Here is a 13,389-nt window from a genome sequence, read left to right on the forward strand (position 1 = left end):
GTGCCCAGACGTACCATCGACGTGACGAAGACGTTCGGTGTTTTCGAACGAGCCTGCACGGGAGGTAGGTGGCCTAGGTTCGCCGTGAAATGCCGCATCTGGACGGCCTATGGCGCTCGCTCGGCCATCTCAAGCCGCCTGAAACTCGTGCCGGTAGGCGAATAAGCCAGGCAGTCCCCCGGTCATGACGAAGAGAATGTTTTTGTCGGATGCGTAACGACCTGACGTAACCCCTTCGATGAGCCCCGCAAACGCCTTTCCGCTATAGACAGGATCGAGCAAGAGCCCTTCTTGGGAGGCCAGTAGCCGGACAGCTCGACGCATGGCGTCCGTGGGGATGCCGTAGCCGGGGCCGAGTTGCGAGGCGTCGACGCGAACGGCATCGGGCGAGATTTCCGTATCGCGATTGATGATGCGGGCCGTCTGCTGCGCCTTGTCGAGCGTGGCGCGATGAGCCTCTGCTGCGGGGGCATAGACGGTGTAGGCGTCGACTTCGATCGTCCCGGTCCCGAGCGCGGCCAAGCCGGCAACCAGACCGGCATGTGTGCCCCCACTTCCGTTGGGCACGATGATGCGATCGAAGTGGTTGCCTTGCGCCCGGGACTGCTGGACGATTTCGGCTGCGCACGCAGCATAGGCGAGGCAGCCAACCGGACTCGATCCACCGAACGGACAGATATAGACACGCTGCCCTGACGCACGCAGCTCGTCTGCACGGGTGATGGCGTACGCCATCGCATCGGCCGAAGCAGGCAAATCGTGCACGCGTGCGTTGAACAGGCTGTCGAGCAGGATGTTGCCGCTTTCAACGTAGTCTGCGTCGTCGCGCGGCACGGAGCGTGTGAGCACAACCTCGCATCGCATCCCCGCGCGGGCTGCCGCAGCCGCGGTCAGCCGTGCGTGATTCGATTGCCTCGCGCCAACCGTGATGACCGTTTCGGCACCTGACTGCAATGCCTCTCCGATCAGGAGTTCCAGCTTCCGCAATTTGTTGCCGCCGCCGCCCACGCCGGCTATATCTTCCCGCTTCACATGAATGGTCGCACCGCCAAGATAGGCGCTCAGGCGCGGCAGCGGGTGAATCGGCGTTGCGCCGTCGAGCAGAGGGTAACGCGGTACCCGGATCGAATCGAAGCCGAACAATGCCTGGAGGTTCGCTCGCGCATGGCGCGCGAAAGAGGTTGGCGCGTTGAAAGTCATGCGAGTGCCCGATAGCGATTGATGCCCGCGAGACAGATCTGCTCGCAGAGCTGCGAAAACGCGATACCGGAGGCGGCCGCGGACTGCGGGAGCAGGCTCGTGGCGGTCATGCCCGGCAGCGTGTTCACTTCGAGACACCAGAGCATGCCCTGCGCATCCAGCCTGAGGTCCGTGCGGCTGTAGCCGTCGAGTTCCAGTAGCGCGTGAGCGCGCAGCGCGATCCGTTGCGCCGCTTCGAGCGTGGCCGCCGGCAAGGTGGCCGGGAATTGCTCACGCACATGTCCCGCCTGGTATTTCGACCGGTAATCGAAAATCGTCCCCGGCTCGATGACGATTTCACCCACGCTCAGTGCCTGCGTGCCCAGCACGCCGACAGTCAGCTCTCGGCCGGCGATGTACTGTTCCACCATCACCTGTGTGTCGAACTGCCGAGCGAGGTGCACGGCGTTTTCCAGTTCGTCGGGCGCGTGCACCAGCGACAGGCCCACTGTCGAGCCCTGCCGATTCGGCTTGACGATGAGCGGATAGCCGACGCGCCGGGGTATGTCATCGAAGTCACACGGCAACATCAACCAGCGCGGCGTGCGGATGCCGCCGGAGGAGAACAGGCGCTTTGCCATGTTCTTGTTCATGGCAATTGCGCTACCCATGTGTCCGCTGCCCGTATAAGGCACGCCTGCCAGGTCGAGCATCGCCTGAATGGTGCCGTCCTCGCCGGCGCCGCCGTGCAACGCGAGGAATGCGACATCGGCTTCGGTCAGTTCGGGAAAGCGGAGCAGGTCGAAGACAGCCGACGGCGATTGGGCAGGTGCGATGGACGGCGGCGGTGCGTCCTGTATCCGCGAAGTCAAGAGAAGCGCATCTTCTTCTGGCGAGAGCGGGCCGCGAGCGGTGTCTATTGCCACCACGCTGTGACCGGCGCAACGCAGTGCGTTGATCACTTGAGTGGCGCTGGAAATGGAGACGTCGCGCTCTGCGCTGGCGCCGCCGAAAAGTACCGCAATCTTGAGTGTGGAATCACGCATCGTTTTCTTCACGCGATGAAAAATGGTGGGACGACAGCCAGAGCAGACAGGCTTGAGCGATCGAGGTCGACGGTTCTGCCAGTCAATGTGTTGCGGACACGAAGTGCAGCGACGGTATGCCTGTGTTCTCTGCTGTGGCTGGCTACTTTAGGTAGCAATTTCATCCACGTATACTTATCGTTTTTGTAGTTATGCATTAGCTATTTTTAACGATCCACTTTGTGGAGGTACGCGTTGGAAGTCGGGCGACTGAAGGCACTTCTGGAGCTGGCAAGGTACGGCACGATGGCCGCCGCCGCTGAAGCGTTGCACCTGACGCCATCGGCTGTTTCACAGCAGATCTCGCAGCTGGAGGAGGAGGCGGGTGTCAAACTGACGGAGCGCGTGGGCCGTGGCGTCAGGCTCACGCCGGCGGGGCATGCCTTGGCAGGTCACGCCGAACGGGTGATGGTCGTACTGGACGAGGCGCGCTCGGAATTGGCAGAGCTGCGGCGCGAGATGGTGGGGGAACTACGCGTTGCTGCGTTTCCGTCGATCGCTTCGCTTGTACTGCCTGACGTGCTCAAGAAGCTGCGGCCCGCGTATCCTCGCCTGGAAATCGAACTTGAAGAACTGGAGCCCATTGACGCCGTCGCGGCACTCCGGGCGTGGCGAACGGACATCGCGTTGATTGACGATCTTTCGATCAAAGCGGGCAATGACCAGGAGAACATCGAGGTTGTGCCGCTGGCGGAGGACGTCCTCTACGTGGCGGTCGCGACCGATCATCCGTTGAGCAAAATGCCATCGCTGGGTGTTGCCGATCTTCGGCACGAAACCTGGGCGATGGAATCCACGTGGAATACCTTCGGCGGTTTCGTCATCGACTTATGTCGTCGCGCCGGCTTCGAGCCGCGTATCAACGCGAAATGTCGTGGATCCGAAATGGTCGAAGCCATGGTGGCCTCGGGCTGCTCGGTGTCGGTTGCCCCCGGGCTCCGGGTGCTGCGGGCACCGGCCGGCGTGGCGTGGGTCAAGTTGAAACCGGAGGTGCGGCGCAAGATTTATGTCGCCTATCGCCGCGGCGAGCGTAACCACCCGATGATCAAGGTATTTCTCAAAGAAGTGGTTGAAACCGTATCGAGCGTTCTCGGCTAGCTGAATCGGCGGTGGCATCACTTGAGCGCATTTGTGGGCCGCGGGCCCTGGATGTCCTGCTTGCGTGAGCATGGGCAGCACGCAGGCCGTATGTCCGATCATGTGCGGTGGTGCGCGCCGGGCCAATCTTGTTGTAATCCGGTGACCCGCGCAACGCGCATCTACGCATTCACGATGCGCATTGGCAGACCGTTGAAATACCCCGATCCGTCCTGAACGATGCAGGTTCCCGAGATCAGGGAAGGGCAGGCCGATGCGAGGCGCGGACAGTTACAACGAATCGTTGTTCAGCACGGTGAGGCTAGAAGCATTTGTTCCGCAGGCGCATCCGCTGCGACAGGTCATGGTTCGTGGTCTCGAGAAAGTGGACCCACTGCTGACCCTGACGATGGCAGCCGACAACCTGACACGGTTGAGATCGCTGGCCGCGTTGCGCCCGCAGAGCGTCTGAGGTACCGGAATGGGCACCGGGAAGCTCACGACGTCGATCCATTCGCATTGAAATCGGGCGAATGAGCCGGAATCGAACGCTTCGCGGTGGTCATCGCGAACAGCAGATGGAAAATACGGCAGGCCGGACAGTCATTCAACGACCTGCTAGAGCATCAACGAATGACTCATTGCGCGCAGGCAGGCCGTCAGCAACTGACTTGGGAAGATGCCAAGCACGACCACTGCGAGGCCGTTCAGCACGAGGATCACGCGCTTGCTGAAATCGCCCGAGATCGGCGTTGTATCCTGCGGTGCATCGAAGTACATCAGCTTCACGATGCGCAGGTAGTAGAACGCGCCGAACAGCGACGTGATCACGGCCAGCACGGCCAGCCACATGAGGCCCGCGTTGACGGTCGCCTCGAGCACGGCGAGCTTCGCGTAGAAGCCGACGGTCGGCGGGATGCCTGCCAGCGAGAACATCATGACCATCATCACGAACGCGAACACCGGGCTGCGCTTGTTGAGGCCCTTGAAGTCGTCGATCGTTTCGGCTTCGAAATCGCGGCGCGCGAGCAGCATCACCACGCCGAACGAGCCGAGCGTCGTGATCAGGTAGACGATCGTGTAGAACATCGCCGAGCTGTAGGCGTTCGCCGGTGCTGCCGCGTCGCCGTTCACGATGCCCGCGAGCAGGCCGAGCAGCACGAAGCCCATGTTCGAGATCGCCGAGTACGCGAGCATCCGCTTGATGTTGCGCTGGACGATACCGGTAAGGTTACCGACGATCAGCGACAGCACGGCGAGGATCACCAGTGCCATCTGCCAGTTCTGCGCGAGCGGCAGCAGGCCCATCACCAGGAAGCGCAGGCCCCATGCGAATGCGGCCACCTTCGGACCGCCGCCGACGAACAGCGTGAACGCGGTCGGCGCGCCCTGGTAGACATCCGGCACCCACATGTGGAACGGCACGGCGCCGAGCTTGAACGCGACACCGGCGACGATGAAGACGACGCCCAGCATCAGGATGGCCGAGTCGACGTTGCCTTCGACAGCCTTGTACACCTTACCGAGTTCGAGCGAGCCCGTCGCACCATAGAGCATCGAGATGCCGTACAGCACGAAGCCCGATGCGAGGGCGCCCAGTACGTAGTATTTCATCGCGGCTTCGCTCGACTGCGCGGCATCACGGCGCAGCGCGACGATCGCGTACAGCGGCAGCGACATCAGTTCGAGACCGAGGTACAGCGTCAGGAAGTTGTTACCCGAGATCATGATCAGTTGGCCGAGCAACGAGAACATGGCGAGCAAAATGGTGTGATCCCGGAATAAATTCCTGCTTTCCAGGTACCTTCGCGAGTAAACGAGTGTGACTGCGAAGCCCAGCGACACCACCGACTTCATCACGCTGGCAAATGAATCGACGACGATCATTTGCGAGAAATAGTAGTACCTTTGCGGCTCCGTCGACGCATAGGCGAACCATAATCCTGAAATCGTGGTTGCTACTACTGCGATCCAGTAAATCGCGCGCGTCGACTTTATTTCAGACGTGAAATCTCCTACTCGCGATGACAGGACAATTGCAATGACAAGCAGGAAATCTGGGAGCAAATGATACAGGGGCGCGCTTGGCATGAGTTGTGCCTCGGAATACAGAAATACGGATCGGGTATTGATTAACCAAATACTGCGAGTTGTGCGTGATGAATGTCACCACTCGCTTGGCGATTCCGCTGATGAGTGGCGCGTTTCACATGGACATTCGAATGTCGAACGCGACGGGACGGTAGCGGCGCTGCCTCGTAAATAACGCGGCGGCTGTTATCGCGCTGTCATGCGGAATGCCCTCTGGATTCCAAGTCGAAATCAAGAGAGCAATCGCACGGACGATGCCTGCATTTTCTTGGGACATGTGGCCACCACAAACCTGATGCCAAGTTTCTGGACTATGGGGTCAGGTTGGTTTGACGGAATTTAAGACGTCAATGCTGTCGGCCGACGATGATCCAATGGCTGCGACGCGTCAGGAGGCGAGTTTCATTATTACCAAGCCGCTGACAATCAGGAGCGCGGCCAAGATCCGCATGAGGCTAGCCGCCTCACCGAGCACGAAAAGACCTACAAGAAACGCTCCAATCGCGCCGATGCCAGTCCAGATCGTATAAGCCGTTCCCAAAGGAAGAACTCTCATGGAAGCCGACAGCAGACCGAAGCTCGCAATCATGGTCGTGACCGTAACAATGGACGGCCACAATCTCGTAAATCCGAGGGATTGCTTCATGGAGAAGGCCCACACTATTTCCAATAGGCCAGCAAGAACGAGGGAAATCCAAGCCATACGGCTCTCCTATAAAAGAGCCGGGCCGTCCCGGGCATTTCCCCTGATGGGTGAGGGCGTGGCCTCTGATTTGAAGGCAAATTGTAATGTCGTTTTTAAGAAATGGCAAATTCACGGCATCACGATCGGTCGATGCTGACGGTCCGGTCGCCGGCGGGAATGCAGCGCTCTGGCACGCGGGGCGGGTTCCGGTCGGCGACGACGATCGGGGAGGGGGCAGCGTCGTGCTTGACGATTTTTTACGCAGAATCGGAGGGCTCTCCGACCCCGGTGTGACCGCTTTCGCATCGGGCGCGTCCCTGCGTCCGGCCGGAGTCGCCTGCCGCCGCACGGCACACACCGCGGAACAAGAGAAACCGGCGGCCCGGAAGCCACCGCTCGAACTTGGCGACCCTGACTCCGATCGCCCCGGCGTGGCACGCCGATTGCTCGCTCATTTCCGAAAACCGCCAAATCCGACTCCGGCCAAACCCGCACCCAGCCGGCCTTTTCCCGCCCCGCCTCCGCATCCCGTGGCCGATTTTGTCACCACATGGGCCGGATATGACAATAAGAATCCACCGCCCCGGCATTACGATGACCCACGTCGTCGCAAGGGCCTGAGCCGCTATCACCGCCTCTCGTCCCATAGCGCCCCCTCATACACCGTCTGATTGGAACATCGACCATGAGCTATAACGCCCCCGTCAAGGACATGCTGTTCGTGCTGAAGGAACTCGCCGGCATCGACGCCGTTGCGCAGTTGCCGGGCTTCGAGGATGCCGGTTTCGACACGGCGCAGGCCGTGCTCGACGAGTCCGCGAAGTTCTGCGGCGAGGTGCTGGCCCCGCTGAACGTCGAAGGCGACCGCAACCCGAGCAGCTGGAAGGATGGTGTCGTGACCGCGACGCCGGGCTTCGGCGAAGCATTCCGCCAGTTCGTCGAAGGTGGCTGGCAGGGGCTGCAGCATCCGTCCGAATACGACGGCCAGGGGCTGCCGAAGCTGATCGCGACGCCGTGCATCGAGATGCTGAACGCATCGAACCTGTCGTTCGCGCTGTGTCCGCTGCTGACCGACGGCGCGATCGAGGCACTGCTGACGGCCGGCACCGACGAGCAGAAGCAGCGCTACGTGCCGAAGCTGATCTCGGGCGAATGGACCGGCACGATGAACCTGACCGAGCCGCAGGCGGGCTCCGATCTCGCGCTGGTGCGCTCGCGCGCCGAGCCGCAGGGCGACGGCACGTACAAGGTGTTCGGCACGAAGATCTTCATCACGTGGGGCGAGCACGACATGGCGGACAACATCGTCCACCTGGTGCTGGCCCGCACGCCGAACGCGCCGGAAGGCGTGAAGGGCATCTCGCTGTTCATCGTGCCGAAGTTCCTGGTCAACGAGGACGGCTCGCTGGGTGCGCGCAACGACGTGCACTGCGTGTCGATCGAGCACAAGCTCGGGATCAAGGCGAGCCCGACGGCGGTGCTGCAATATGGCGACCACGGCGGCGCGATCGGCTACCTGATCGGCGAGGAAAACCGCGGCCTCGAATACATGTTCATCATGATGAACGCGGCGCGCTTCGGCGTCGGGATGCAGGGGATCGGCGTGGCCGACCGTGCGTACCAGAAGGCGGCGGAATTCGCGAAGGAACGCGTGCAGAGCCGCCCGGTGGACGGTTCGGCCAAGCAGTCGGTGACGATCATTCATCACCCGGACGTGCGCCGCATGCTCGGCACGATGCGTGCGCTGACCGAAGGCGCGCGGGCGCTGGCTTACGTGGCCGCTGCGCACAGCGACATTGCCCACCGCCATTCGGACGAGGCGACGCGTGACCGTCATCAGGCAATCTACGAGTATCTGGTGCCGGTGGTGAAGGGCTGGAGCACGGAGATGGTGAACGACGTGGCGAGCCTGGGCGTGCAGGTGCACGGCGGGATGGGCTTCATCGAGGAGACGGGCGCGGCGCAGTATTACCGCGATGCACGTATCCTGGCGATCTACGAAGGCACGACGGCGATCCAGGCGAACGACCTGGTGGGCCGCAAGACGATGCGTGACGGCGGCGCGGTGGCGAAGGCGCTGATCGCGGAGATCGGCGAGACGGTGGCGGCGCTGGGCAAGCTGGACGGTGCTGCGGCCGCATCGGTGAAGGCGAAGCTGGAGCAGGGCGCGAAGGCGCTGTCGTCGGTGGTCGATTACGTGGTGGCGAACGTGAAGCAGGACCCGAACGCGGTGTTCGCGGGCAGCGTGCCGTACCTGAAGCTGGCGGGTGTGGTGCTGTGCGGGTGGCAGATGGGCCGCGCACTGGTGGCCGCGCAGGCGAACCGCGCGAGCGATCCGGCGTTCTTCGATGCGAAGATCGCGATCGCGCAATGCTATGCGGAGCACGTGCTGGTGCAGGCGGGCGCACTCGAAGCGTCGATCGTTGGCACGAAGGGCAACGAGGGCGTGCTCGCGTTGACGGAAGATCAGTTCTGACCGGCTGACGGTCGGGACGCAGGAGGAGACAGGATTTTGACCACACAGGACTTGCTCGCGCAATACGGCCCGCGCGAATCGATGGAATACGACGTCGTGATCGTCGGCGGCGGCCCCGCCGGGCTGTCGGCGGCGATCCGGCTCAAGCAGCTGGCCGCCGAGAAAGGCACCGAGATCGGCGTGTGCGTGCTCGAGAAGGGTTCCGAGATCGGCGCGCACATCCTGTCGGGCGCGGTGATGGATCCGCGCGCGATCAACGAACTGTTCCCCGACTGGAAGGAACGCGGCGCACCGCTCGACGTCGAGGTGACGGAAGACCGCTTCCTGTTCCTGTCCGAGAAGAGCGCAGTCACCACGCCGAACTGGGCGCTGCCCGCCAACTTCCAGAACCACGGCAACTACGTGATTTCGCTGGGCAACGTCACGCGCTGGCTTGGAGCACAGGCGGAAGCGCTGGGCGTCGAGATCTTCCCGGGCTTCCCCGCTGCCGAGATCCTGTACAACGACGACGGCTCGGTGAAGGGCGTCGCGACCGGCAACATGGGCGTGGGCAAGGACGGCGAGCCGACCGAGAACTTCCAGCTCGGCATGGAGCTGCATGCGAAATACACGCTGTTCGCCGAAGGCTGCCGCGGCCATCTCGGCCGCCAGCTGATCTCGAAGTTCAAGCTCGACGCGAACGCGGATCCGCAGGCCTATGGGATCGGCATCAAGGAGCTGTGGGAGATCGACCCGGCCAAGCACAAGCCGGGCCTCGTGATCCACACGGCCGGCTGGCCGCTGAAGTCGGACACCTACGGCGGCTCGTTCCTGTACCACATGGACAACAACCAGGTCGTGGTCGGCTTCGTGGTCGGCCTCGGCTACACGAACCCGTACCTGTCGCCGTTCGAGGAATTCCAGCGCTACAAGACGCACCCGTCGATCCGCGCGTTCCTGGAAGGCGGCAAGCGCGTGTCGTACGGCGCGCGCGCGATCACGGCCGGCGGGCTGCTGTCGCTGCCGAAGACGGTGTTCCCGGGCGGCGCGCTGATCGGCGACGACGCGGGCTTCCTGAACGCGTCGCGGATCAAGGGCAGCCACGCGGCGATCAAGACCGGCATGCTGGCGGCCGACGCCGCGTTCGACGCGGTGCAGGCCGGCCGCCAGAGCGACGAGCTCAACGCATACCCGGACGCCTTCAAGCAGTCGTGGCTGTATACGGAGCTGCACCGCGCGCGCAACTTCAAGCAGTGGATGGCGAAGGGGCTGTACCTCGGCACGCTGATGGTCGGGCTCGAGCAGAAGGTGATGGGCGGCAACGTGCCGTGGACGCTGCACCACAAGCACGCGGACCACGAGATGCTGAAGCCGGCGTCGCAATGCCAGCCGATCGAGTACCCGAAGCCGGACGGCAAGCTGACGTTCGACCGGTTGTCGTCGGTGTTCATCTCGAACACGAACCACGAGGAGAACCAGCCGGCGCACCTGACGCTGAAGGATGCGAACGTGCCGGTAAACGTGAACCTGCGCACGTACGCTGGGCCGGAGGGGCGCTTCTGCCCGGCAGCCGTGTACGAGTTCGTGAAGAACGACGACGGCAGCGATCGCCTGGTGATCAACGCGCAGAACTGCGTGCACTGCAAGACCTGCGACATCAAGGACCCGACGCAGAACATCGTGTGGGTCACGCCGGAAGGCAGTGGCGGGCCGAATTACCCGAACATGTAACGCAACGTATCCCCGCGCCTGCGGGCGCGAACGAACCGGAGTGAGACGATGAGCAATGCAGCGAAAGAAGTCGTGGTGGTGAGCGGTGTCCGTACCGCGATCGGTGATTTCGGCGGCAGCCTGAAGGATTTCTCGCCGACCGATCTCGGTGCGAAGGTCGTGCGCGAAGTGCTGTCGCGCGCGAACGTGTCGGGCGATGCAGTCGGGCATGTCGTGTTCGGCCACGTCGTGAACACCGAGCCGAAGGACATGTATATCGCACGCGTCGCGGCGATCGACGGTGGCGTCGCGCAGCACACGCCCGCGCTGACCGTGAACCGCCTGTGCGGTTCGGGCCTGCAGGCGATCGTGTCGGCCGCGCAGACGATCATGCTCGGCGACGCCGACGTTGCGATCGGCGGCGGCTCGGAAAACATGAGCCGCGCACCGTACACCGTGCCGGCCGCGCGCTTCGGCCAGCGCATGGGCGACGGCAAGCTCGTCGACATGATGCTCGGCGCGCTGCATGACCCGTTCCAGACGATCCATATGGGTGTGACGGCCGAGAACGTCGCGGCGAAGTACGGCATCTCGCGCGACGCGCAGGATGCGCTGGCGCTCGAATCGCATCGTCGCGCGGCGCGCGCGATCGCGGAAGGGCGCTTCAAGGATCAGATCCTGCCGATCTCGATCCGTACGAAGAAGGGCGAGGTCGCGTTCGACACCGATGAGCACGTGCGTCACGACGCGAGCGAGGACGATTTCACGAAGCTGCGCCCGGTGTTCAAGAAGGAGAACGGCACCGTGACGGCCGGCAATGCATCGGGCATCAACGATGCGGCCGCGGCCGTGCTGATGATGAGCGCGGACGCCGCGCGCGCGCAGGGCGTGAAGCCGCTCGCACGCCTCGTCGCGTATGCACACGCGGGTGTCGATCCGGCGTACATGGGCATCGGCCCCGTGCCGGCCACGCAGAAGGCGCTCGAACGCGCGGGCCTGAAGATCACCGATCTCGACGTGATCGAGGCGAACGAGGCGTTCGCGGCACAGGCGTGCGCGGTCACGCAGGAGCTCGGTCTCGATCCCGCGAAGGTCAACCCGAACGGCTCGGGCATCTCGCTCGGTCACCCGATCGGCGCGACCGGCGCGCTGATTACGGTCAAGGCGCTGTACGAACTGAAGCGCATCGGCGGGCGTTACGCGCTCGTGACGATGTGTATCGGCGGCGGCCAGGGGATTGCGGCGATCTTCGAGAACATCTGATAATCGAACGCTCAGCACCCGAACACACAGGAAATTTCATGGCCATCGAAATTGTCGGCGTCGTGGGCGCCGGAACCATGGGTAACGGCATTGCGCAAACCGCCGCCGTTGCGGGACTCAATGTCGTGATGATCGACGTCAGCGACGCCGCGCTCGAGAAGGGCATCGCGACGCTGAAGGGCAGCCTCGAGCGGCTCGTGTCGAAGGACAAGCTCGACGCAGCCACGCGCGATGCGGCGCTGGCGCGCATCACGACGTCGACCGACTACGCGAAGCTTGCAGCGGCCGACATCGTGATCGAAGCCGCGACCGAGAACGTCGAGCTGAAGGGCCGCATCCTGAAGCAGATCGAGGCCGTTGCGCGGCCCGAAGCGATCATCGCGACCAACACGTCGTCGATCTCGATCACCGCGCTTGCGGCGCCGCTCGCCGATCCGGCGCGCTTCGTCGGCATGCACTTCTTCAACCCGGTGCCGCTGATGCCGCTCGTCGAGATTATCCGCGGGCTGCAGACGAGCGACGCGACCGCGTCGGCGGTGCGCGAGCTGACCGAGCGTTTCGACAAGTCGCCGATCGGCGTGCGCAATTCGCCGGGCTTCGTCGTGAACCGGATCCTCGTGCCGATGATCAACGAGGCGTTCTTCGTGCTGGCTGAAGGGATCGCGTCGGCGGAAGAGATCGATGCGGGGATGAAGCTGGGTGCGAACCATCCGATCGGGCCGCTCGCGCTGGCGGATCTCGTCGGTCTCGACGTGTGCCTCGCGGTGATGGACGTGTTCGTGAAGGACTTCGGGGATCCGAAGTATCGCGCGTGCCCGCTGCTGCGCGAGATGGTGACGGCGGGGCGGTTGGGGCGGAAGACGGGGCGTGGGGTGTACGACTACGCTTGATGACTGCTGCAGATAGTCTGCGAACCCGCGAAACTACGCAAAAAGCCCTGAATGCCGGTTGGCCTTCAGGACTTTTTTCATCCTCGTGCGCTGTATCAATTTTTGCTCGGTCGGGCAGTCGGGCCATTTTTGGCTCGGTCGAGCCAAAAATGGCCCGATAAATTCTCTTTCTTTTCAATGGGTTGATTTTGATCGGGTCAAAAATGGCCCGATTTCCCCTCAAAAAAGACGATTTCTTTTGAGATTCGCTTTGCCAGATATCTGGCGGATGCCCCTCAAATACCCCTAATGCATTGATCCTGAAGGTAAAGCGCGACAACGCGTGTGGGTTGGCACGGCTATTGCATAAAGGGCCCATGCCATTCCGGCGCCAAGGCCCAACCGGCCTTTTCGACAATAACTTCAAGGAAGCAGCCAATGCCGACTCCCGCCTATATCAGCATCCAGGGCAAGACCCAGGGCAACATCACGCAAGGTGCCTTCACCGCCGACTCGGTGGGCAACGTGTACCAGGAAGGCCACGAAGACCAGATCCTGGTCCAGGAAATCGAACACCTGATCGCGACGCCGACCGATCCTCAGAGCGGCCAGCCGTCCGGCCAGCGCGTACACAAGCCGTTCACTTTCACCGCACCGCTGAACAAGGCCACGCCGCTGCTATACCAGGCGCTGGCGGCGGGCGAGATGCTCCCTGAAGTGGAAGTGAAGTGGTACCGCACCTCCACCGAAGGCAAGCAGGAGCATTTCTTCACGACCAAGCTGGAAGACGCCACGATCGTCAACATCAACACCGCGCTGCCGCACGCGCAGGACCCCAGCAAGGCCGAGTACACCCAATTGGTGAAGGTCTCCATGGCGTACCGCAAGATCACCTGGACTCATGCGATCGCCGGTACCGAGGCTTCGGACGACTGGCGCAGGCCGCAGGAAGCCTGAGTTCGGGCGATCCGAGCG

The 13,389-nt window shown here is 62.8% G+C and carries 11 protein-coding genes and 1 pseudogene; 7 read left to right on the top strand and 5 right to left on the bottom strand.

Features of this window, described 5'->3' with window-relative positions; translation table 11 throughout:
* Positions 1-129 precede the first annotated feature (129 nt).
* Positions 130-1,200 carry a D-cysteine desulfhydrase family protein gene (locus tag JYJ84_RS07035; protein ID WP_236027643.1) on the bottom strand — a complete coding sequence of 357 codons (1,071 nt, stop codon included), beginning with the start codon at positions 1,198-1,200 and terminating at the stop codon, positions 130-132.
* On the bottom strand, positions 1,197-2,225 hold the full coding sequence (locus tag JYJ84_RS07040) for a D-alanine--D-alanine ligase (protein WP_175221918.1): 1,029 nt from the start codon (positions 2,223-2,225) through the stop codon (positions 1,197-1,199). The genes JYJ84_RS07035 and JYJ84_RS07040 overlap by 4 nt, the downstream gene beginning before the upstream one ends.
* Before the next feature lie 234 nt (positions 2,226-2,459).
* Between JYJ84_RS07040 and JYJ84_RS07045 the strand changes: the two genes are divergently transcribed.
* The gene (locus tag JYJ84_RS07045; RefSeq protein WP_122950682.1) at positions 2,460-3,362 is read left to right on the top strand and encodes a LysR family transcriptional regulator; all 903 of its coding nucleotides are present in this window, start codon (positions 2,460-2,462) and stop codon (positions 3,360-3,362) included.
* Between the two features lie 331 nt (positions 3,363-3,693).
* Positions 3,694-3,813 (top strand): annotated as a pseudogene (locus JYJ84_RS07050) (IS5/IS1182 family transposase); the annotation flags it as partial.
* 146 nt (positions 3,814-3,959) lie between these two features.
* On the opposite strand, the gene nuoN reads toward JYJ84_RS07050, so the two are convergent.
* From nuoN to JYJ84_RS07065, 3 genes are all read right to left on the bottom strand, one after another.
* On the bottom strand, positions 3,960-5,432 hold the full coding sequence (gene nuoN, locus JYJ84_RS07055; RefSeq protein ID WP_175221917.1) for an NADH-quinone oxidoreductase subunit NuoN: 1,473 nt from the start codon (positions 5,430-5,432) through the stop codon (positions 3,960-3,962).
* A 115-nt stretch (positions 5,433-5,547) separates the two neighbouring features.
* Positions 5,548-5,709 (bottom strand): hypothetical protein, encoded by a 162-nt coding sequence (locus tag JYJ84_RS07060; RefSeq protein WP_175221916.1) that lies wholly within the window; start codon positions 5,707-5,709, stop codon positions 5,548-5,550.
* 111 nt (positions 5,710-5,820) lie between these two features.
* On the bottom strand, positions 5,821-6,135 hold the full coding sequence (locus JYJ84_RS07065; protein ID WP_122950451.1) for a multidrug efflux SMR transporter: 315 nt from the start codon (positions 6,133-6,135) through the stop codon (positions 5,821-5,823).
* A gap of 667 nt (positions 6,136-6,802) precedes the next feature.
* Here JYJ84_RS07065 and JYJ84_RS07070 point away from each other — a divergent pair.
* The 5 genes from JYJ84_RS07070 to JYJ84_RS07090 all read left to right on the top strand — a co-directional run bounded on the left by JYJ84_RS07070 (position 6,803) and on the right by JYJ84_RS07090 (position 13,371).
* Positions 6,803-8,593 (top strand): acyl-CoA dehydrogenase, encoded by a 1,791-nt coding sequence (locus JYJ84_RS07070; RefSeq protein WP_122950452.1) that lies wholly within the window; start codon positions 6,803-6,805, stop codon positions 8,591-8,593.
* 81 nt (positions 8,594-8,674) lie between these two features.
* Positions 8,675-10,303: an electron transfer flavoprotein-ubiquinone oxidoreductase gene (locus JYJ84_RS07075; protein ID WP_374102091.1), complete on the top strand. Its 1,629-nt coding sequence runs from the start codon at positions 8,675-8,677 to the stop codon at positions 10,301-10,303.
* A gap of 48 nt (positions 10,304-10,351) precedes the next feature.
* Positions 10,352-11,545 (top strand): beta-ketothiolase BktB, encoded by a 1,194-nt coding sequence (bktB, locus tag JYJ84_RS07080; RefSeq protein WP_122950454.1) that lies wholly within the window; start codon positions 10,352-10,354, stop codon positions 11,543-11,545.
* 38 nt (positions 11,546-11,583) lie between these two features.
* Positions 11,584-12,435: a 3-hydroxybutyryl-CoA dehydrogenase gene (locus tag JYJ84_RS07085; RefSeq protein ID WP_122950455.1), complete on the top strand. Its 852-nt coding sequence runs from the start codon at positions 11,584-11,586 to the stop codon at positions 12,433-12,435.
* A 417-nt stretch (positions 12,436-12,852) separates the two neighbouring features.
* Entirely contained in the window at positions 12,853-13,371 is a 519-nt protein-coding gene (locus tag JYJ84_RS07090) for an Hcp family type VI secretion system effector (RefSeq protein WP_122944918.1), read from the top strand.
* Positions 13,372-13,389 lie beyond the last annotated feature (18 nt).

The organism is Burkholderia sp. LMG 13014 (assembly GCF_905232215.1).
Lineage (GTDB): Bacteria > Pseudomonadota > Gammaproteobacteria > Burkholderiales > Burkholderiaceae > Burkholderia.